The 20,148-nt window shown below is 70.2% G+C and carries 17 protein-coding genes; 3 read left to right on the forward strand and 14 right to left on the reverse strand.

Translation table 11 applies throughout. The features are described from left to right. Positions 1 to 12: 12 nt before the first annotated feature. Together CMC5_RS16250 and CMC5_RS16255 are read right to left on the reverse strand one after the other, a co-directional pair. Positions 13 to 2,046, reverse strand: coding sequence for a peptide MFS transporter (locus CMC5_RS16250; RefSeq protein WP_082362534.1), 2,034 nt, complete (start codon positions 2,044 to 2,046; stop codon positions 13 to 15). A gap of 126 nt (positions 2,047 to 2,172) precedes the next feature. Then, positions 2,173 to 2,895 (reverse strand): autotransporter domain-containing protein, encoded by a 723-nt coding sequence (locus CMC5_RS16255; protein ID WP_050431295.1) that lies wholly within the window; start codon positions 2,893 to 2,895, stop codon positions 2,173 to 2,175. A gap of 341 nt (positions 2,896 to 3,236) precedes the next feature. Between CMC5_RS16255 and CMC5_RS16260 the strand changes: the two genes are divergently transcribed. After that, positions 3,237 to 4,004, forward strand: coding sequence for a glucose 1-dehydrogenase (locus tag CMC5_RS16260; protein ID WP_050435924.1), 768 nt, complete (start codon positions 3,237 to 3,239; stop codon positions 4,002 to 4,004). 31 nt (positions 4,005 to 4,035) lie between these two features. Here the strand turns inward: CMC5_RS16260 and CMC5_RS16265 are convergent, their stop codons facing one another. The 3 genes from CMC5_RS16265 to CMC5_RS16275 are packed head-to-tail and all read right to left on the reverse strand — an operon-like array spanning position 4,036 to position 9,089. Beyond that, a complete protein-coding gene (locus CMC5_RS16265; protein WP_050431296.1) occupies positions 4,036 to 5,640 on the reverse strand; it encodes a rhomboid family intramembrane serine protease in 1,605 nt (534 codons plus the stop codon). Positions 5,641 to 5,673: 33 nt separating this feature from the next. Further along, positions 5,674 to 6,150 carry a PaaI family thioesterase gene (locus CMC5_RS16270; protein WP_050431297.1) on the reverse strand — a complete coding sequence of 159 codons (477 nt, stop codon included), beginning with the start codon at positions 6,148 to 6,150 and terminating at the stop codon, positions 5,674 to 5,676. Positions 6,151 to 6,152: 2 nt separating this feature from the next. Further along, a complete protein-coding gene (locus CMC5_RS16275) occupies positions 6,153 to 9,089 on the reverse strand; it encodes a 2-oxoglutarate dehydrogenase E1 component (protein WP_050431298.1) in 2,937 nt (978 codons plus the stop codon). A 147-nt stretch (positions 9,090 to 9,236) separates the two neighbouring features. Here CMC5_RS16275 and CMC5_RS16280 point away from each other — a divergent pair, with 147 nt between their 5' ends. Beyond that, positions 9,237 to 10,835 carry a glucose-6-phosphate isomerase gene (locus CMC5_RS16280; RefSeq protein WP_050431299.1) on the forward strand — a complete coding sequence of 533 codons (1,599 nt, stop codon included), beginning with the start codon at positions 9,237 to 9,239 and terminating at the stop codon, positions 10,833 to 10,835. Between the two features lie 199 nt (positions 10,836 to 11,034). On the opposite strand, the gene CMC5_RS44570 is transcribed toward CMC5_RS16280, so the two are convergent. From CMC5_RS44570 to CMC5_RS16320, 8 genes are all read right to left on the reverse strand, one after another. Next, complete coding sequence (locus CMC5_RS44570; protein ID WP_156338635.1) at positions 11,035 to 11,889, reverse strand: hypothetical protein; 855 nt, start codon at positions 11,887 to 11,889, stop codon at positions 11,035 to 11,037. 41 nt (positions 11,890 to 11,930) lie between these two features. Next, positions 11,931 to 12,353: a hypothetical protein gene (locus CMC5_RS16290; RefSeq protein WP_050431301.1), complete on the reverse strand. Its 423-nt coding sequence runs from the start codon at positions 12,351 to 12,353 to the stop codon at positions 11,931 to 11,933. Between the two features lie 426 nt (positions 12,354 to 12,779). Then, positions 12,780 to 13,553 (reverse strand): hypothetical protein, encoded by a 774-nt coding sequence (locus CMC5_RS46515; protein WP_050431302.1) that lies wholly within the window; start codon positions 13,551 to 13,553, stop codon positions 12,780 to 12,782. Positions 13,554 to 13,717: 164 nt separating this feature from the next. Next, positions 13,718 to 14,308, reverse strand: coding sequence for a hypothetical protein (locus CMC5_RS16300; protein ID WP_156338636.1), 591 nt, complete (start codon positions 14,306 to 14,308; stop codon positions 13,718 to 13,720). 357 nt (positions 14,309 to 14,665) lie between these two features. Continuing rightward, on the reverse strand, positions 14,666 to 16,264 hold the full coding sequence (locus CMC5_RS16305; protein WP_050431304.1) for a S41 family peptidase: 1,599 nt from the start codon (positions 16,262 to 16,264) through the stop codon (positions 14,666 to 14,668). A 226-nt stretch (positions 16,265 to 16,490) separates the two neighbouring features. Beyond that, a complete protein-coding gene (locus tag CMC5_RS16310) occupies positions 16,491 to 16,673 on the reverse strand; it encodes a hypothetical protein (protein ID WP_050431305.1) in 183 nt (60 codons plus the stop codon). Between the two features lie 150 nt (positions 16,674 to 16,823). Beyond that, positions 16,824 to 17,294 (reverse strand): hypothetical protein, encoded by a 471-nt coding sequence (locus tag CMC5_RS46950; RefSeq protein ID WP_050431306.1) that lies wholly within the window; start codon positions 17,292 to 17,294, stop codon positions 16,824 to 16,826. Then, positions 17,291 to 17,917: a hypothetical protein gene (locus tag CMC5_RS16320; RefSeq protein WP_050431307.1), complete on the reverse strand. Its 627-nt coding sequence runs from the start codon at positions 17,915 to 17,917 to the stop codon at positions 17,291 to 17,293. The genes CMC5_RS46950 and CMC5_RS16320 overlap by 4 nt, the downstream gene beginning before the upstream one ends. 51 nt (positions 17,918 to 17,968) lie before the next feature. On the opposite strand from CMC5_RS16320, the gene CMC5_RS16325 reads away from it, so the two are divergent. Next, positions 17,969 to 19,603, forward strand: coding sequence for a Ppx/GppA phosphatase family protein (locus CMC5_RS16325; RefSeq protein ID WP_082362536.1), 1,635 nt, complete (start codon positions 17,969 to 17,971; stop codon positions 19,601 to 19,603). Between the two features lie 76 nt (positions 19,604 to 19,679). Here the strand turns inward: CMC5_RS16325 and CMC5_RS16330 are convergent, their stop codons facing one another. Next, positions 19,680 to 20,138: an SRPBCC family protein gene (locus tag CMC5_RS16330; RefSeq protein ID WP_050431308.1), complete on the reverse strand. Its 459-nt coding sequence runs from the start codon at positions 20,136 to 20,138 to the stop codon at positions 19,680 to 19,682. Positions 20,139 to 20,148 lie beyond the last annotated feature (10 nt).

A 20,148-nucleotide genomic window follows, 5' to 3' on the forward strand; every position in this document is an offset into this window, starting at 1 on the left:
ATCGGGGTGGGGTCAGGTCACGCCGTGGGTCAGCCGTTTGAGTGGCTTGACCAGCAGGCACAGCAAGACGGCCCCGACGAGGGAGGTGTAGACGAAGATCATGAAGTACGACGTCGGCGTCACCAGGCCCCAGCTCTCGCCCAGGCTGCCGCCCACGTACTGCGCGACGGAGTTGGAGAGCATCCAGACGCCCATGAACAGCGAGCCGTAGCGCGCGGGGGACAGCTTGGTGACCATGGAGAGGCCGACCGGCGACAGGCACAGCTCGCCGAGCGTGGCGAGGAGGTAGCTCAGGACCAGCCAGAGGCCCGTGACGCGCGCGGCGTTGGCGCGCTCGGCGAGGTTCTGGAGTGCCTCCTGGTAATCCGTCGGGGCACCGGCGCGGAGGAGCTGGATCTTCGCGTCGACGTCGATCGAGTTCTTGACGGTGAGCGTGCTCGTCGCCGGATCCCAGGCCTCCACGATGCGTTCCCGCTGCTTGTCCGAGAACAGGAGCTGGAACCCTTCGGGCAAGGGGCTCAGCTTCACCGGGATGGCGTGCTTCGGCGAGGCGTTCTTGCTCTCCTTCTCCAGCGCGTTCAGGGATTCGAGGTAGGCCGGGTCGACGGCGTACTCGAGGGCCTCCTTGATGGCGTAGGAGGGGAATGCGCCGCGGGTCGACAGCTCCCCCTTCGCGGCGTCGAAGCTGACGCGACCGGCGTTGATCGACTCCAGCTGCACCCGCTCGGGCAGCGCCTTCAGCGGCACGCTCGACGTGGTCCCGTTCTCGCTCACCGCGGCGCCGACCATCGCCATGAAGGAGAGGGTCATCAGCGTCATCGCGACGGCCATCTTGCCCGGGATGGACAGGTTCATGTTCCGGCGCGCCAGCCACACCCAGAGGCCGGCGAACACGGGGCCGAGCGTGACGATGAAGAAGGGGTTCACCGACTGGTACCACTCGGCGGGGAACTGGAAGAACACCAGGGTGCGCGTCGTCTGGAACTCGGCCCAGAGGTTGAGCGCGTTGCCGGCCTGCTCGAAGGCCATCCAGAAGAGGACGGCGAAGAAGAAGACGGCGAAGATGACCGTGCTCTTGTCGCGGGTCGCGCCCTTCAAGGTCCGGAGGGTAATTCCCATCCAGCCAGCGATCGCGCCGAAGGCGACGGGCATGATCAGGTCGCTCCAGTGCGCGGCGCCCCGGAGCACGTCGACCGTGTACTTGGCCGGGAGGAGCACGGCGATGACGAGCATCAGGATCGGCAGGCCGTTCGAGATCATCCCGGCGAAGCCATCGGCGCCGGGCTCGTGGGCGTCGTGCGCGTCGCGGGTCACCGGATCGTCGATCTCGCCCGCGTGGGCAGGATCGCGCTTGGCCTTCTCCGCGTCGTCACGCTCGATCTGCCGGGCCGTGCGGAAGTCGTTGCCCGCCGCCTTCACGGCGTCGGCGATCTTGCCCTGGCCCGCGAGGAAGATGATGAGCCCGAGGACCATGCCCACGCCGGCCGCACCGAAGCCGTAGTGGAACCCGAACTTGTCGCGGAGCCAGCCGCAGACCAGGGGCGACAGGAAGGCGCCGGTGTTGACGCCCATGTAGAAGATGGTGAACGCGCCGTCGCGCCGCGAGTCGCCAGGGCCGTACATGCGGCCGACCAGGGTGGAGATGTTCGGTTTGAAGAAGCCGTTGCCCACCACGAGGAACACCAGGGCGGAGAACAGGAGGGGCAGCGGCTCGAAGGCCATCAAGAAGTGGCCGATCGCCATCAGCACGCCGCCGGTGATGATCGCGGCGCGCAGCCCCAGGTAGCGGTCCGCGAGCCAGCCGCCGATGAGCGGCGTCAGGTAGACCAGGCTGGTGTACCACTTGTACACCTGCGAGGAGTTGCTCGGGTTCCACCCCAGGTAGCTGACGAAGTACAGGACGAGCAGGGCGCGCATGCCGTAGTAGCTGAAGCGCTCCCACATCTCGGTCGCGAACAGCACATACAGGCCGGTGGGGTGTCCCTTCGGCGTCGTGCCGTCCGCGGTGTGGGCCCCCTCTGCTCCGGGGGCAGCAGTCGAACTCATGGCGCGGAGCACACCCGGCAGGAAGAGCCTTGTCAAGGCGTGCGGGGGCCCGGCACCCTCGGAAATGCACGGCGAGCCGCCCTGTGTCGAACGACGCAAGGCGGCGTGGCGCGTGCGGGCCGGCGGTCAGCGGCGGCTGATGGCCGTCATCTGCGTGGCGCGATACCCCCCCATGTCGAAGCGGCCTTGCATGCCAGCGTAGACGAAGGTGCTGAGGGAGCGATCCTCGAGCAGCCGGTCGCCGCGTGGGCCCTCGGGGTTCTCCCACATGAACATGGTGAGATCGGCGCCGATCATCGGGCCGATCGCGACGCTGTCGCTCAGCCGCATGTCGAGGCCGAGGTTCACCCTGGCGATCTGGAAACCATGGGTGAGCGTGTTGTCGTTCAGCCCGCCCTCCGGGATCCGCCAGAGCATGCGGTAGCCCGCGCCGACCGTGAGGTGCGGATCGATGCGCTGGTACGGGAGGAGGTGGAACGTCGCCTGCGCGCCGGCGGTCATGCCGTGCACCTCGGTGCGGGTGCGCGCCGACGGCGTGTCGAAGGTGAAGTTCTGGTACTGCGAGTACAGCCCGAAGCCGAAGCTGGGCACGGCGCGGTAGCCGATGCCGAGGCCGACCCCGAGACCTGCGCCCGCGGTGTCGCTCACCGGGCTCCCCGAGGCGATGTCACCGAAGCCTTGCGTGTAGCCCACGTCGATGCCGAGCTCGGCGGCGTTGACGGGAGCGCGCACGGGTGAGCGCAGATAGGTCGGTCGAAGCTCCTCGTTCACGGGCTGGGCGAGGGCCGTGCCGGCCGCGGCCACGGTGAGCGCGGCGCTCGCGAAAGCGATCCCAAACGTTGCATTCATCGCTGCTTTCCCCTTGATCGGAGGCGCTGAACTGGGAGCGCCGTGTCGCCCGGGGAGAGCATCGCGTATGCCAGGGGCGCGCGAGCAGGAGGTTCGCGCTACGGCCTGGGCGGGCACGCACGATCGACCTCGCGCGCCCTCGCGATCGAGGGTGGGCGGAGAAGTGCGCACGGCGAGCGCAGGGTGGGCGCGACCCGCGCGGGACGTGGACGCTGGGCGGAAAGCCGAGGTGAAACCTGGGGTTCGCATCCGTCCCGCCCCTTCGCAGCGCCATGTCGATTCCGTTCCTGGGAGAGGAGTGCTTTGCAACCGCGGGCACCTGGGCGAGCATCCCCGCGACCATGAAGCCCCTCATTCATCTCGAAGGAAAAGTCGCGCTGGTGACCGGCGGAAGCCGTGGGATCGGTGAAGCCATCGCGCGCGCCTACGGTCTCGCTGGCGCCGAGGTCGCCATCGCCTCGCGCAAGAAGCAGGGCGTCGACGAAGCCGCCGAGCGCCTCCGCAAGGAGGGCATCACCGTCGAGCCGTACGCCTGCCACGCGGGCAAACCGGCCGAGCTGGATGCCCTCGTAGAAAGCGTCATCAAGCGCTTCGGCCGGATCGACGTGCTCGTGAACAACGCTGCGACGAACCCGCACTTCGGCCCGATGATGACGGCGGACGAGCCCGCCTTCGACAAGACGTTCGAGGTCAACGTGAAGGGGTATCTCCACCTGGCGCGCCGCGTGGCAGGCCACCTCGTCGATCGCGGTGCCCCGGGATCGCTCGTGTTCGTCTCCAGCGTGGTGGGGCTCGCGGCGGCGCCGCTCCAGGGCATCTACGGCATGACCAAGGCCGCCGTCATCTCGATGACCCGCACCCTGGCGCTCGAACTCGGCCCCAGCCGGATCCGGGTGAACGCCATCGCGCCGGGGCTGATCGAGACGAAATTCTCGCAAGCGCTCGTGAACAACGAGGACATCTCGCGGCGCATCCTCGATCGCACGCCCCTCGGTCGCGTGGGGCAGCCCGACGAGATCGCCAGCGCGGCGCTCTACCTGGCGTCCGACGCGGCTTCGTTCGTCACCGGGCACACCCTGGTCGTCGACGGCGGTATGACGATCGCTTGAACCGCGGACCGGCGACGCTCCGTTCGGCGGCTCAGCGGCAGAACGGGGCGAGGTCTCGGGAGCCCACGTCGCAGGCAGGACGGGCCACCTCGGTCGCCTCCGCTGCGCGCCCCTGGTTCGTGAGCATGACGGCGAGCATGCGCCGCATCTCCACATCGAGCTTCCGATCCGGGTAGTGCAGCCGCAGCGCCCCTTGCTTGGAGAGGCCCTGCCGCAGGTAGGCCTCTCGCTCCTTGGTGCCACCGTCGTCCTGGGGCTGCAGGGCGGCGAGGTAATACACGTACGGATCCTCGGGGAACCGGCTGATCAACTCGCTCACGGGCTGGGACGCGAACTTCTTGTCGAAGTCGTCCTTGGTGAGGAACTCTCCCTGGAACGCGCCTTCGTAGGTCGGGCGCAGGAGCGCCGCCTGCCAGATGGCGAAGGCGTAGAGCATCACGCCCACGCCGGTGAGGGTGAGCGCCGCGCGACCGAAGCGTGGCGTCGGCCTGTCGCGCGGCCAGAGGCGGAGGAGGATGGCTCCCGCGACGGCGCCCGCCAGGGCACCACCGAGGTGCGCTGCGAAGTCGACCTTGCCGGACGAGCGGTGCGTCGCGAGCGGGATCAGCGACGGCACGAGCATCTGCATCAGGGGCATCGTCAGGGGAGCGCGGTCGCGCGCTGGCAGGCGATACGTCAGCACCAGCGCTCCTGCCAGGAGCCCCATGATCGCGCCGGACGCCCCCACGCCGACGGCCGCCTCGCTGTTCCACATCAAGCTGGCCAGCGACCCGCCGAGCGCCCCGGCGAGGAAGAGGGGGACGAGCCACGCCCGACCGACGAACGACTCGAGCAGCGCAGCGCCCAGGAACAGCGCGACGCCGTTGAGCGCGAGGTGGAAGAGATCGCCGTGGAGGAGCGTGGCGGTGAGCACGCGATGCCACTCGCCGGCCCCGACGGTGAGTTCGCCGCGGAGACCGCCCAGGGTGATCAGCGTCGGCACGGACGAGCCGAGCAACCCCTTCGCCTCCGCGAGCACCGAGAGGCTCCCCGGCTGTCCGGGCCCGACGGCGTAGAGGTGCTGCGCCGCGAAGGCGAGCGCCAGGACGGCCAGCATCGCGCAGGTGACCACCGGCCGCCCACCCGCTCCGGTGGCGGCGACGGGCCCAGGCTCGTCACCAGGCTCCACGCGCGGCTCCGTCATCAGCTTGCGCATCTCGCGCTGCCGGAGGAAGCCCAGCGGCGCGCTCGACCACGCCTCGCCCGTCGCGGGGACCAGGATCATCGCCGTCACCCCCACCTTGGCGAGCCCCGGGACGCGCTGCAGTGCCTTCAGGCGCGCTCGATCCTCTTCGGTGATCGACGAACGCACCTCGATGATCTGGATCCCGACGGGCAGCTTGGTCCCGTTCATGCGGCCGGTGAACTCGAGGCACCCCTTGCCGATCTCGACGAGGCGCTCGACCTCGATCGGCCATCGCTTCGACGCGTCCTCCTCGGCGTCGACGATGCAGAGCATCGAGAAGGCGTAGCCGTCGCCGTAAGTCAGCGCGAGATCGGCATGCTCCGAGAGCGGCGCCGCGATGTCCGGCAGACCGACGACGAAACCTTTGTCGGTGACGTGGCGGCGCGCGAGGTACGACGCGAAGGGCTCCACGGCGGGGAGGCTACCAGCCGTGGTCGGGACCGCCTACCAGCGGTGGTACGCCGGGTGCCCCTCTTTCACCGCGACGAACGTCCCCTTGCACGTCGCGGTGATCTTGCCCCCCGCCTCCAGGGTCGCCTCCACGATCACGCGGTCGCCCTCGGTCTCGACCACCCGCGCGCGCAGGCGCATCGGGCCGAGGGGCGTCGGTCGCTTCAGCTTCACGTGGAAATCGGCGGTCACGGTGCAAGGAGGTGCCTCTTCTCCCCGCACCTGCATCAGGTGATGGGCCGCCGCCCAGTTGGAGTGGCAGTCGAGGAGCGCCCCGGTGATGCCGCCGTTGAGCATCCCCGCGAACGCCTGGTGGTGCTCCTCGGGGACGAAGTCGGCCACCAGCTCGTCGCCCTCGACGCGGCTCTTGAGACGGAGCCCCTTCTCGTTGGCCGGACCGCAGCCGAAGCACATGTTGTTCGGTGCGTACCGATCCTGGAGGCTCTCGGGCGTGTTCGCGGTGGCGCTCATGCTCAGCTCCCGAAGGCCTCGTCGACGAGCATCTTCTGCTCGATCAGGTGGGCGGCCTTCGAGCCCGTCGCCGGGCTCGCGCTCGGCGCGCGGCCCGCGCAGCTCAGAGGGAAACGGTCCCCGAGGATCTGCGGCAGCACGGCGTTGATGTAGTACCAGCCGCCGTAGTTGAGCGGCTCCTCTTGCACCCAGACGAGCTTCGTCCCGTCCTTGTACGACGCGAGGGCCTGCACCAGCTCGTCGTTGATCGGGTAGAGCTGCTCCAGCCGCAGGATCGCCACGTCGTTCGCCTTGCGCTCGTCGCGTGCGATGGCGAGGTCGTAGTAGACCTTGCCCGAGCAGAGCAGGATCTTGCGGATCTCCGTCGGATCCACGCCGCCCGTGTCGGGCAGCACGCGGTGGAAGCGCCCTTCCGAGAGATCCTTCAGCGTCGACACCGGGCGGTGCGGCCCCTTCGAACTCGCTGCCACGCGGAGCAGGCTCTTCGGCGTGAAGATCACGAGCGGCTTCCTCCAGGGCCGGTGCACCTGGCGTCGCAGCGCGTGGAAGAGCTGCGCGGGCGTGGTCAGGTTGCAGACCTGGACGTTGTCCTCGGCGCTGTTCTGGAGGAAGCGCTCCATGCGGGCGCTGGAGTGCTCGGGCCCCTGACCTTCGTAGCCGTGCGGCAGGTAGAGCACGAGGCCCGACAGCCGGTGCCACTTGTCCTCGCTCGACGTGAGGAACTGATCGATGATCACCTGCGCCCCGTTCAGGAAGTCGCCGAACTGCGCCTCCCAGATCACGAGCCCGTCGGGATGATCGAGGCTGTACCCGAGGTCGAAGCCCAGCACGCCGGCCTCGCTCAGCGGGCTGTTGAACACCTCGAACCGAGCGGGCCACTCGGCCACCTGGCCCAGCGGCGCGAAGCGGTCCCCGGTCTCCACGTCGGACAGCACCGCGTGGCGGTGGCTGAACGTACCGCGCTGGGCGTCCTGACCCGAGATGCGCACCGACGCCTTCTCGGAGAGCAGCGAGGCGTAGGCGAGCATCTCGCCCGTACCCCAGTCGAAGCTCTCTCCAGCGATGAGTCGCTCGTGTCGCGCGTTGAGCAGCGGCAGCACCTTCGGATGCGCCTTGAAGCCGGCCGGCAGCACCAGCGTCTGCTCGGAGAGCGCGATCAGCTTCTCGGCGGGGACGGCCGTGTCCACCTCCGGCGTCGCCGCATCCGGCCCGCCACGGTAGCTCGTCCACACGCCTGCCATCGAGTAGGTGACCGGCGCGAAGCCCTTCTGCTTCACCTCGTCGAGCGCCGTCGTCAGCACCTCGCGGCGCTTCTTCACGAGCTCCTCGGCCGCGGCCTCCGTCACCTGACCCATCTCGACCAGGCGCTGCACGTAGGCCTGGCGCACCGTCGGCTTCTTGTCGATCGCCTGGTACATCTTCGGCTGCGTGAAACGCGGCTCGTCGCCCTCGTTATGGCCGTACTTGCGGTAGCAGTACATGTCGATGACCACGTCCTTGCCGAAGCGCTGACGCCAGTCGATCGCAAGCTGCGCCACGTGGGTCACCGCCTCCGGGTCCTCACCGTTCACGTGGAACACGGGCACCTTGAGCATGCGCACGATGTCCGACGCGTAGCGCGTCGAGCGCGACTCGTGCGGCATCGTGGTGAAGCCGACCTGGTTGTTCACGATCACGTGGACCGTGCCGCCCGTCGCGTAGCCGTCGAGGCTCATCATGTTGAGCGTCTCGGCCACGACGCCCTGCCCGATGAAGGCCGCGTCGCCGTGGATCAGGAGCGGCATCACCTGGCGGCGCGTCTCCTCCGCGTTCCCTTCCTGCGTGAGCAGCCGGTCTTGCTTGGCGCGCGTGCGCCCCTCGACGACCGGGTTCACGAACTCCAGGTGGCTCGGGTTGAACGTCATCGTCAGGTGGACGTTGCGCCCGTTCTCGAGCTTGCGATCCGTCGAGTACCCGAGGTGGTACTTCACGTCGCCCGACCCGAGGTTCCGCTCGCCGTCCTTGTCCTCGAACGCCGCGAAGATCTCCCGGATGCTCTTGTCCATGATGTTGACGAGCACGTTGAGCCGGCCGCGGTGCGCCATGCCCATCACGATCTCGCGCACGTCGTGATCGCCGCTGTGCTCGATGAGCAGGTCGAGCAGCGGGATCAGGCTCTCGGCGCCCTCCAGCGAGAAGCGCTTCGTCCCGGCGCCGTACGACACGTGGATGAACTGCTCGAAGATCTCCGCGTCGCTGAGCTTCGTCAGGATGCGGAGCTGCTTCTCCCGGTCGATCTGCAGCCGGTTGCGCGTCGACTCCATCTGCTGCTGGAGCCAGTTCCGCTCCTCGGGCACCTCGATGAAGTTGAACTCCACGCCGATGGTGCGGCAGTACGTCTCGGAGAGGTGCTGGATGATCTCCCGCAGCGTGAGCACCGGCGGGACGCCGGCGATGTCGCCGGTGGGGAAGGGCTTGTCGAGATCTTCGATGCTGAGCCCGAAGTTCGTGAGATCGAGCTCGGGCGGCGCGCCCGGCGGCCGGTTCAGCGGATCGAGGTGGGCGAACAGGTGACCGCGCACGCGGTAAGCGTTCATCAGCGCGTAGGCACGCGCTTGCAGCGCACCCTGGGCGAGCACCTGCAGATCGCGCGTCGTGTCCGCGGCGGGGTACTGGCTGAGCGTCTTCGCGAAGGCCGTCTCCAGCTCGCGCGCCTGAGCGTCGTTCGAGGTTTTCTGCGGCTCCTCCCGGCCGGCGGCGGCGGCAGCGGGCGCCGTGGCGCGCCGCTGCGCCACGGAGAGTGTCGGACCGGCTCCGTTGCCATGGCCATTGCCATGACCGTTCGCGCCGTTCGCCTCGAAGAAGGCGCGCCAGCTGGGGTCGACCGACGCCGGGTTCTCCACGAACTGTGCGTAGAGTTCCTCGACGAAACCTGCATTGACTCCGAAATCAAGCTGCATTGGGACGCCTTGCAAATAACGCGAGACGGACTCGCGTGCCAGACCGGAAGTTGACTCGAATGCCGGTCTGGCGCCGAGGCACGGGTTGTCAAGGTCTCGGCCGACGTTTTCCGGGCCTGTACCGACCGGTCGGGGTACAACGGGCCCATGGCCCTGGACCGTTTCGACCGCTTCCGCGACCTCTTGATTCACGCGCCAGCCCTGGGTTTCTGGCTCGATGTCAGCCGGATTCGTTTCGACGAGGGGTTCTTCGAGCGAATGGCGCCGCGCATCCAGGATGCTCTGCGCCGCATGGCCGATCTCGAGGCGGGCGCCGTCGCCAACCCGGACGAGCAGCGCCGCGTCGGCCATTACTGGCTGCGCGCTCCTGCGCTCGCGCCCACCCCCGAGATCCGCGGCGACATCGAGCGCACCCTGGCCCGCGTCCTCGCGTTCGCCTCCGACATCCACGCCGCTCACCTCCGGCCCGAGCGCGCGGCCCGCTTCCGCCGCCTCCTCGTGGTCGGCATCGGCGGCTCGGCGCTCGGTCCTCAGCTCGCGGCGGCAGCCCTCGGCTCACCGGCAGACCGGATGGTCCCTCACTTCTTCGACAACACCGATCCGGATGGCTTCGATCGTGTCCTCGACGCCATCGGCGACGACCTCGGCGCCACGCTCGCCGTCATCATTTCCAAGTCGGGCGGCACCAAGGAGACCCGCAACGGCATGCTCGCCCTCGAGGCTGCGTACCGGCGTCTCGGCCTGACCCTCGGCGCCCACGCCGTCGCCGTCACCGGGGAGGACAGCGCGCTCGATCGCTACGCGACCGAGAACGGCTTTCTCGCGCGCTTCCCCATGTGGGACTGGGTTGGCGGACGCACCAGCGAGCTCAGCGCCGTTGGTCTCCTCCCCGCCGCGCTCCAGGGCCTCGACATCCAGGCGTTGCTCGCCGGTGCCGCCGACATGGATGACCTCACCCGCACCGCGGAGCCCCTCGAGAACCCTGCCGCCCTGCTCGCCCTTGCCTGGTACAGCGCCACGGGCGGCGCTGGCCGCAAGGACATGGTCATCCTGCCCTACAAGGACCGGCTGGAGCTGTTCTCCCGCTACCTGCAGCAGCTCGTCATGGAGTCGCTCGGCAAGCAGCATGATCTCGACGGCCGCGAGGTCTGGCAGGGCATCGCCGTCTACGGCAACAAGGGCTCGACCGACCAGCACGCTTACGTGCAGCAGCTCCGTGACGGTGTCGACAACTTCTTCGCCACCTTCATCGAGGTCCTCCGCGATCACGCGCCCGGGCGTCGTCACGACGAGGTCGAGCCTGGCGTCACCGCGGGCGACTACCTCTCGGGCTTCCTCCAGGGCACCCGGAGCGCTCTCACCGATCGCGGCCGCGAGTCGATCACCGTCACCATCGAGGCGATGGGCCCCCGCGCGCTGGGCATGCTCATCGCCCTCTACGAGCGCGCCGTCGGCCTCTACGCCTGGCTCGTCAACATCAACGCCTACCACCAGCCCGGCGTCGAGGCCGGCAAGAAGGCGGCGCAGGAGGTGATCAGCTTGCAAGGGCAGGTGCTCGCGGCGCTCTCCAGGCACCCTGGCCGCGCGATGACCGTGCAAGAAGTCGCTGCCGCTGCTGGCGCCGACGATCCCGAGCCGGTCTTCTGGATCCTCCGCCGCCTCGCCGCGAACCCGGAGCGTGGTGTCGTCCGCGAGGTGCCCCCGGGAGGATCGATCTTCGACGCGACCTACCGCATCACCGGCTAGCGCCCTGGCGCCGCCTGGAGCCGGCCCGAGGCGCGACGCCTCATTCACACGGCAGGGGCACGCGCCCCCGCCGCCCCGCCGAGCCAAGCTCGTCGGGGCCACACCACCCCGCGATCCACGCGGGAAATCAGGCATGTCTCGCCGCTTCGGGCCTGACGTCGTTGCATCGAGAAGCGGACGAAGTTTCCGGTCGTGTGCATCAGAACCGCACGCGCACGCCACCGCCCTGCGGACCCATCGTGAATTCCGGCAGCGTCACCCGGGGCGTCACCTGGGCCTTCTGCGGGATGTCGTCGCGCACCCAGACCGGTTTGTTCGACAGCAAGCCTGCGACGAGCAGCACCGCACCCGTCACCTGGGCGACTCCATCGAAGAGCAGCAACATGCCGAGCGGCCCGTCATGTCGTCCCCCGATTCCCGCGTCGGGGGCGGTGGCCATCGTGATGAAGGGGCCTGCGAGCGGAACGAACAGCGGGAGGTGATCGCTGGCCCCGCGCTCTCCCATGGTGACGATGGTCCCCCCCGTCAGCGCGGCGACGAGGTATGCGGTGCCCAGCAGCGCGCCTCCGCTGATCACGAGCGGCCTGCTGACCGTCGTCTCCAGGCGGTACCCAGGCGGCGGAGGCACCCTCTCCCGGTAGGGCAGCGTGCGCGGGAACGCCGCGGGTTCCATGTAGACGGGCGGGTACGGGTAGGGGAAGGGGGCGCCATGGCCGCCGCCGGGAGGCACGGGAGGGCCGTAGTCGCCTGACGGTGGCGCAGCAGCAGGTGGCCCCTCCTGCAGCGCTGTCTCTGAACGCGGATCACCCGGCACCGGCGCGTGAGGCCCTGGTCCCCCGGGTTGCGCTTGCGGTGGCTGTGCTTGCGGTGGCTGTGCTTGCGGTGGCTGTGCTTGCGGCGGCTGCGCTTGCGGCGGCTGCGCTTGCGGCGGCTGCGCTTGCGGCGGCTGCGCCTGAGGCACCTGCGCCTGAGGCACCTGCGCAGCGGCCGATGCTGGCAACCAGGGCACGCCGGCGAGCGCGGCGAGGGACACGAGCCTGCGGAGCATCTTCACGGGACCTCTCATCCTCACTCGGAACTGCCAGCGCACCGCGCTCAGAACTGCCAGCGCACCGAACCTCCGCCGAACCCGAGCTGAACTTCCGGGCGGAGCGCGACGTCGAGCGCTGTCTCTCGTGACGCATGCCCCTGGCGCTTCAGGTAAACGTCTTCATGCGCGAACGCTGCGGCCAGGAGGAGAACCCCCAGCGTCTGCATCACCCCGTCGGCGGCGAGCCAGAACGCCCCGGCGCGCTCGGCGCCGAGTGTCTCGATCGCGATGAACGGCCCCGCCACCGGGATCAGCAGCGGGGCGGTTCGGCCGTCTTGTTCTCCCGAGAGCAGCGTGATCGTCGCGACGGTGAGCGAAAACAGGTAGGGCGTCCCCAGCGTGAGCAGCCCCGCCAGCCCCAAGGCACGACTCGGGCGCGTCGCCAGGGCGTACCCCTGAGGGATCGGATCTCCCGGCTCGTAGTCCATCGTGGGGGGGTTGAGCCACGTGGGCAGCCCTCGCCGCGCATCCGGCGCATACCAGATGGGCGGTGGCGGGGCGGGCCATCTCCCCTGTGCCTGAGCGGCCGGCGTCCCTGTCCCGGGTGGTACGGCAGGCCAACCTCCCTGCGAGGGCGCGGATGACCACCCTGGCGGAGGCTGTGCCCCGGGCCACCCTGGCGGAGGCTGTGCCCCGGGCCACCCTGGCGGAGGCTGTGCCCCGGGCCACCCTGGCGGAGGCTGCGGCGCCGGCCAACCTCCCGCTGGTGGCGGCGGGGTCGCGCCGGGAGCAGCGGGGGGTGGAGCGGTCGGCGCCTGGGCCGGGCTCGACTGTGCCCTCGCGTGGGACGACGCGAGCACGATCGCGCAGCTCACGGCCATCGACCAGGTCAGGCCGAGCAAGGGAGCGCGCATCTACATCTTCCCTATGACTCCGAGGCCCATGCCGCCGATGCCCATCGGCATGGGCGTCACGTCGACGAACGGGCGCGCCACGTCGTTGCGGACGAGTACCTTCTTCGGGGCGACCAGGCCGCCGATCAGCATCGCCGCGCCACCCACCTGCGCCAGTCCGTTCACCACCATCAGGAACGTCACGCCGCTGAGGTCCGAGTTGCGTGAGCGGCTGTGGAGCATCCCGAGCGAGATGAAAGGCCCGGCGAGCGGCGCATACAGCGGTACCAGCTCGTCGGCGTTGGCCATGTCGGCGATCGCCGCGGTCATCGCCGAGATCAAGTACATCGTGCCGAAGGTGACGGCGCCGCCGATGACCAGCCCTCGACGCGCACGCTCCTCGAGCGTGTACCCCGGCGGGATGTCCATCCCCTCTCGGTAGTCGATGATCCTGGGCGCCTCTCGTCGCGCTTCGCCCGGCGGGGGGTAATACCCCGGCGGCGGATAGTATCCCGGGGGCGCCCCCTCGTACCCGGGCGGAGGCGCACCGTATCCAGGCGGAGGCGCGCCGTACCCAGGCGGAGGCGCGCCGTATCCAGGCGGAGGCGCGGCCTGCCCTGCTCGACCCGCAGCGCCTGCTGACGGATCGGCGTCGACCTGCTGCGCGGTCGCGCCCGCCGCGGACTGCGCCAGCGCGGGCGTCGGCGCGAGCAGCGCGACACCGAGCAGCGCCAGGGCGCCAGCGACATGTGAATTGCGAGATGAGGAACGAGATCTCGTCAGCGTCGTCCGCATGAAGCCTCCTCACCGCTCTCGCGGCGACGGCAGAATGAAGCAACCCAGAAAAGGAAGAGCGAGGGAGCAGCATACGTGGCTCGACCTCGGGATCAACGGCGCCCACCGCGTGCACGCCCCGTCGCACCGCGCAGTCGCTTGCGCAGGGCCCACCGCGTCACCGATCACATCGACCCCATGACGCCGAGCCCCAGGCCCCCGACGCCCATCGGCATCGGCGTGACCTCGACATGGGACAGGCCCACATCCTTGCGGACCAGCTCCTTCTTCTTGAAGCGCAGGCCCGCCATCAGCAGCACCAGACCCCCCGACTGCACGAGCGCGTCGAGCATCAGCACGCCCACCGCCGTGCCTCCGTCGTCGCGTGACTCGGCGAGGTAGTACGTGGGGATGGTGATCATCGGCCCGACCACCGGCACGAGGAGCGGGATCAGCTCCGTCGAGCCCTGCGCGGTACCCACCACCGCGGTCGCCACCGAGGCCGCGTAGGCCGTGCCGAACGTCACGGCCCCCGCGATGACCAGCCCGAGCCGCGTGCGTGTCTTCAGCGTGTACCCCGGCGGGATGGCCGTCCCCTTCTTGTAAGGGAGCCGCTCCGGCCAGCTGCCGGCCTCTCCGCCCTGCATCCGCATCAGCGCAGGATCCTGGGAAGCTGGCGGCGCCCCGTACGGCGGTGGGTAGGCTGCCGGTGGCGGGGGGTCCGCTGCACCGCTCGTCGGCGCTTCGCCTCCCGGTACCGCTGGCTCCCCCGACATCGGCGGCTCACCTGGAGGAGCAGCCGTCCCGCTGCCCGTCGGTGGCGTTTGTGCCCTCGCGGGGGCACCCCCCATCAGGACCAGCAAAGCACCCAGCCCGGCGGCGCGGGCGAGTGCGTTGCGTCGTTGCGACCAGGAACAGCCACCCCTCCGTCTCGATACCACGACGCTCGTCCCTCCCTCGGTTGCGCCGACGGACGCGCGAGCGCATCACCGTCGACGACGGCCCAGCATACGCAGCTTCAACGCCACCTCAAAGGCCGACGCCGTCTGCTCGTGGGCTCCAGCACCGTGTCGACGCCTGACGCGACGTGCCAACGCGCGTCGCGTCGCGTCGCACGCGTTGCGCCTGGCCACTCACCCCGCGTTCGGTGGCGTCGTGTCCTGCGGGCTCGCGGCGTGATCGCGCCTCCCACCCGATCGCCCGGCGCCCGTGCCTCGACGCGCCCGCCACCACCGCGCCTCGGCGTCTCCCCGCGCAGCGGGCTCCCTGCGCTGCGCCAGCGCGGCCGCCTCGCTCACCGGATCGTCGCCCTCGATCCACACGTCGGGCAGGAACCCACGCATCTCCTCGAAGTCACCCAGCGCGTCCTTGAACGCGCGCGTCCCGAGCGACACCTGGATCCCGGAGCGCGGGAGCTGGAACAGCGCCACCTCGCCCACGGCCATCCCACCGCGTGTCGGCTGGCCTGCGATGATCACCGACGGGAGCTGCCGCGCCATGGACACCAGCATCTCGCACGCAGAAGCGCACCCGTCGTCGACCAGGAGCACCGCCCGCGCGCGCAGCGGTCCAGCCGCGTGACCGCGCACCAGCGCCCCTTCCGTCACCACGTCTTCTCGCGGAGCGCCGCGCACCCGCAGCTCCTCGGCCTGCGCCTCCAGCTTGGCGATGTGCGCCATGAACCGCGCCTCTGCCTCGGCCGGCACATCCCCTCGGCCCAGCCGCCGCCGCGCGCTGTTCGCTCGACCCTCCGCTGCGGCCGCCGAGCGCACCTCCCGCTCCGACAGCCGCTGCATCGGCTCGTCGGTGAGCGCGAGCAGGAACGCCTCCGCGTAGCGGTAATTCCCTCCGCCGTTGCCCCGCAGATCGAGCACGAAGCCGGGAGTCGTCCGCAGCGCCGCCGCCATCGCCGGCAGCGTGTCCAGCTCCAGCGCGGCGCCGTTGTCGAACGTCCGGATCGACAGCACCGGCACCTCACCCTGCCGCGTGAACGTCACCGCGCCCGTCGCGCGCGGCGCCACCTCGGCGTCCGTCGTGTGCAGGGCGAGCTGCGCCGGCGCGCCCTCTGCGCTGAAGCACGGCACCTCCGCGGTCTCCGGCCCGACCGCGAACACCCCCAGCACGAACCGCCCTTCGGGCGTCGGCAGCACCTCCACCCCTCTCGCGCCCAGCGTGCACCCCGCGAAGCGCTCCTCGCCCAGCCACAGCCCACCGTCCGCGTCCACCCGCTCGATCGGCGCCGTCACGTAGGGCCTTCGCCGAGGCCCTGCCATCAACCGCAGCGGCGCTTGCCCCCCGTACCCGAACGAGAGGTGACCATCCGGCCTCTGAAAGACATCCCGCAACAGCCGCGTGAGTTCCTCGGGCTCCCACCGCGGCTTCGCCTGGACCCGCGCGTGCGCCCTCGTCAGCGCGTGCGCGGAGGGTGACCGCTGCCCGCCGTCCACCCCCGCGTAGGCCTCGTCGAACACCCGCGTCACGTGGCGGAGTTCCTCCACCGCCTCGGCCGCGCTCACCGCCTGCGGATCGCGATCGAACGCGGTGTCCGCGATGCGCCAGGACGGGGCCGACGCCCGACCGATCGCCGCCATGCAGCCGAGCTGCGAGAGGGCGAGCGCTCCTGTGAGCGCGAGCGCGGAGAAGCCGGAAGAAGCGATCTCCCGAGCCGGCACCCGCAGGTCGGGCGAGCCCTCGGAGCTCGAACGGTGGAAAGCGTGTCGAGGGTCAGGCACGGCCCGACGATGGTGAGCGAAATGCCGACCCTCGTGCAACCGCGCCGAGCCCGCGCGTGTGCGACTTGTCTCCCTGTTTCCAGGTTGTCCTGCAATCCCCCGTCGCGTTCGCCCGACACGGTCGGAGGCCCTGCGCATCCGGGCCAAATGCGAAGGACGCCTCGTGAAGCGCCCTGGTCGAGCACCTCAGGAGGCGTCCTTGCGTCGAAGGACCTCTCGCGGAGGGTTACTCCTGCGAAGCGCCCTCGGCCTGAGCCGCGCCCTGCTCGGTGAGCGGAGCGTACTGGGCGACCCAGCGGGACCACGCCTTGGTGCGCTTGCCGGTCTTGCGGTTGCTTTGCTTCGCGAGGGACTCCTTGCGCGCAATCTTCTGAAGCAGGTGCTGATGCTGACGCGACGGACGATGCATGGCGGCGGATGCTGCTCCAGCCGGCCTCGACGCGCAAGCCCCAGATGGGCCGCCGAGGCCTTCATCGCCTCTCCCCGGGGCCTCGTGACCTGGCGCTCCCTCCCATCGGCCCACGAGCTTCGCGCCGGGGCCCCTGTACCCCGCGCGCTCTCACCCAGCTCGTCGACGCTTCTTCCTGCCTTCGCGTGCGCGTTCCCCCTCGCGGTTGCCAGCGCTTGGGCCTTCATCAGCAGTTGCGCTCTCGTCAGCGCCCTCGCCAGCCCCAGCGCCTGCGCTCTCGTCAGGGCCCGTGCGGTGTGCAGCGCTTGCGCCCTCGCCAGCCCCAGCGACCGCGCTCCTGCCAGCGCCCTCGCGGTCGCCAGCCCCAGCGCCCTTCCGCGCTTCCGTGCTGCCGCCGTCTTCTCCCTCCGGCCCCAGCCGCCCGAACGTGTGAACCCCGTAAATCGTCGCCAGCAGCCCCACCACCGCGAGCACCCGCCCGACCTCGGACGGCCCGATCCCCACGAACCCCAGCCCTGCCAGCAGCAGCAGCCCCCCACCCACCAGCGCCACGCGCGCCCGCCGCTCCGTGCCCGTGCCCCAGGGCCCGTCGGGCGGCGCTTCGCCTTCCGCGACCATCATCGGAACTTCCGCGTCCTCGCGTGCGTGATGAAGTCCTGCACGTCACGCGTGAGCTGCCGCTCCGCCGTGATCGTGGTCTGCTCGTGCGACTCGCCCACCAGATCGTCGTAGCGGTAGTTCGTCTGATACAGCAGCACCAGCCGCACCTCACCATCCTCACCGGCGCGCACCAGCCGCAGCTTCTCGTCTTGCCGGTTCGCGGGCGGGATCGCTGGACCCAGCTTCGCCGCGTCTTCCTCCGTCACGTAGACGACGCCGTAGTCGCGCCCTCGCACCCCGACGTCGATGTGGATCGTCGCGCCCGTGCTCAGCAGCGTCACGTCACGACCTGGCGCGGGCTGCGCCCCCTCCTGGGTGATCGCGCGCTGGATCACCTCGAGCGCGCGTCGCTCGTCCAGCGTCCGCATCGCGTTCGGCTGCCGGATCGGCGGCGGTCCGCAGCCGAGCGCGCCCAGCAAAAGCGCGCCCATGGCGCCCCACCCCAGCGCGACGAGGCCCGCGCGGCGCCCCACCCGCGCCAGAGGTCGCTGCGCTGCGACCGACGATTCTCGACAGGCCGACGGCACCCCCACCACGTCGTTTTCCGAGGTCCCGGGCACCTGCTCCGCCTCCTGAGTCTGCATGGCCGTCCCTCAGAGTAGCCAACGCGCGTCGGCTTCGCTACTTCTCCCGGCATGGCGCGGCTCGCGGCGATCGACATCGGATCCAATGCCATCCGCCTCCGGATCGTCGACGTCGAGCCTCCGACGTCGAGCCCACAAGGGCCGATGCTCTCGCCGTTCCGCGACGTGGCCGTCGATCGCGCCCCGGTCCGGCTCGGCCATGACGTATTCACGAAGGGTCACCTCGAGCCCGGCATCATCGGCGCGGCCTGTGATGCTCTGCGTCGGTTCCGGGCCACCATGGATGCCGTCAAGGTGGATCGATACCGCGCCGTTGCGACCAGCGCCGCGCGCGAAGCCTCGAACGGCGATCTCTTCGTCGAGCGCGTCGCCCGCGAGGCCGGCGTCCACGTCGAGGTCATCGAAGGCTTCGAGGAGGCCCGCCTCGTCCAGCTCGCCGTCAGGGAGCGCATCCGCCTCGGCGATCGCGCCGCCCTCCTCATCGACATCGGCGGCGGCTCCACCGAGCTCACCCTCCTCCAGGGCCGAGAGCGCGTCTTCTCTCGCTCCTTCCCCGTCGGCACCGTGCGCCTCATCGAGGCCTTCCTCGACGAGCGCCGCCCCCTCGACGCCACGCGTCGCCACCTCATGGAGGAGTACATCGGCCGCATCCTCGCCGACGCCCTCCGCGAGGTCCGTGAGCTGACCGGCGGACGCCCCGACATGCTCATCGGCACCGGCGGCAACATCGAGACCCTCGCCGACCTCTGCCCCGTGCAGAGCGCCTTCCCCGAGGGCCGCGCCATCGAGGTCTCCTCCATGGATCGCCTCCTCGCCGAGCTGAGCATCCGCTCCCCGGACGAGCGCATCCAGCTCTACAACCTCCGCCCCGACCGCGCCGACACCATCGTCCCGGCCGCCACCATCCTCAGCCGCGTCGCCGGAGATTTCGGACATCGATCCATCTCGGCCCCTGGCGTCGGCCTCAAGGAAGGCGTCCTCGTCGACCTCGCGCACGTCCACTTCATCGGCCACGACTTCCCCGCCGAGATGGCCGCGGTCCACGACGCCTGCCTCCGCCTCGGCCGCCGCTACCACTTCGACGAGGCCCACGGCACCCTCGTCGCCCGCCTCGCGGGCCGCCTCTTCGACGACCTCGCCCCGCGTCACCGCATGGGCCCTCGCGATCGCATCCTCCTGCACGCCGCGGCCCTCCTCCACGACGTCGGCGACTTCGTCCGCTACGAAGGCCACCACAAGCACAGCTACTACATCATCATCCACAGCGACCTCATGGGCCTCACCCCCGACGAGCGCGCCATCGTCGCCAACGTCGCCCGCTACCACCGCAAGACCCCGCCCAGCCCCGAGCACGAGAACTTCCGCGCCCTCTCCCGCGAAGGCCGCTCCCAGGTCAAAGCCCTCTCGTCCATCCTCCGCGTCGCCGACGCCCTCGACCGCGAGCACCGCGCCAAGGTCACCGGCGTTTCCGCGCGCATCGAGGGCGACACCCTGCTCCTCGACCTCCAGGGCACGGGCGAGCGCGCCCTCGAAGAGTGGACCGTCCACGCCAAGGCCGGCATGCTCCGTGACGCCTTCGGCCTCGACATCCGCATCCTCGGCGGCCAGCTCGGCACCTCCAGCGCCGCCAAGCGCATCAGCTCGAACCCCCCTTCGGTCGCTGGCCCCACGAGCGGCCAGCGCTGACGTCCTGGTCCCTCACCCCAAGAGCGGCCAGCGCTGACGCCGACGCGCGGCGGTCAGCGCAGCAGCGCCACCGCCGTCACACCCGGTGGCCCCAGCGCGCGCAGAGCCGAGCGTGTCGGTGCGTGAACAGCCGCCGCACGAACCAGGACGACGCTGGCACCGGGAAACGTGGCTCGAACGCCAGCCGATCCACCACCGTGCACCCGTCCCCCGCCGGTGTCACCGACCGCTCATGCTCCCACAGCTTCATGGCGAGCATCGGCGACCGCTCCACGAACCGCCGCTCCCCCAGCTCCACCAGCGTCACATCACTCCGGTCCACGGGCAGCACCCCGCCGAGCAGCAACCAGCTCCGCCCGATTCGCTCCCCGAGCACCACCCGCGAGAGGTCGAGTGCCGGGACATCCTCGGGCCACGTCATTCGCATCAGTGGCCCGAGCTCGTGGTTGATCCCCTCGGCCGTCGTCGCCCACCGCCAGACGTCATCAGGCGCGGCGCGGAGCGCGCTCTCGATGCGGAAGTGATGGACCGTCACAGGACGCGCG

Origin of the sequence: Chondromyces crocatus, assembly GCF_001189295.1 — a bacterium.
In the GTDB taxonomy this organism is placed as follows: domain Bacteria; phylum Myxococcota_A; class Polyangia; order Polyangiales; family Polyangiaceae; genus Chondromyces; species Chondromyces crocatus.

Bases quoted from the DNA above. Each gene is read 5' to 3' on its own strand.
- CMC5_RS16270 (WP_050431297.1), bottom strand. From the start codon at position 6,150: ATGAGCGCCACCGCGAACACGCCCGAGAGCCTCCAGGATCGGTACGCA.
- CMC5_RS46515 (WP_050431302.1), bottom strand. From the start codon at position 13,553: ATGCGGACGACGCTGACGAGATCTCGTTCCTCATCTCGCAATTCACAT.
- CMC5_RS16275 (WP_050431298.1), bottom strand. From the start codon at position 9,089: ATGCAGCTTGATTTCGGAGTCAATGCAGGTTTCGTCGAGGAACTCTAC.
- CMC5_RS16280 (WP_050431299.1), top strand. From the start codon at position 9,237: ATGGCCCTGGACCGTTTCGACCGCTTCCGCGACCTCTTGATTCACGCG.
- CMC5_RS16260 (WP_050435924.1), top strand. From the start codon at position 3,237: ATGAAGCCCCTCATTCATCTCGAAGGAAAAGTCGCGCTGGTGACCGGC.
- CMC5_RS16325 (WP_082362536.1), top strand. From the start codon at position 17,969: ATGGCGCGGCTCGCGGCGATCGACATCGGATCCAATGCCATCCGCCTC.
- CMC5_RS46950 (WP_050431306.1), bottom strand. From the start codon at position 17,294: ATGATGGTCGCGGAAGGCGAAGCGCCGCCCGACGGGCCCTGGGGCACG.
- CMC5_RS16290 (WP_050431301.1), bottom strand. From the start codon at position 12,353: ATGGACTACGAGCCGGGAGATCCGATCCCTCAGGGGTACGCCCTGGCG.
- CMC5_RS16250 (WP_082362534.1), bottom strand. From the start codon at position 2,046: ATGAGTTCGACTGCTGCCCCCGGAGCAGAGGGGGCCCACACCGCGGAC.
- CMC5_RS16255 (WP_050431295.1), bottom strand. From the start codon at position 2,895: ATGAATGCAACGTTTGGGATCGCTTTCGCGAGCGCCGCGCTCACCGTG.
- CMC5_RS16310 (WP_050431305.1), bottom strand. From the start codon at position 16,673: ATGCATCGTCCGTCGCGTCAGCATCAGCACCTGCTTCAGAAGATTGCG.
- CMC5_RS16300 (WP_156338636.1), bottom strand. From the start codon at position 14,308: ATGTCGGGGGAGCCAGCGGTACCGGGAGGCGAAGCGCCGACGAGCGGT.
- CMC5_RS16320 (WP_050431307.1), bottom strand. From the start codon at position 17,917: ATGCAGACTCAGGAGGCGGAGCAGGTGCCCGGGACCTCGGAAAACGAC.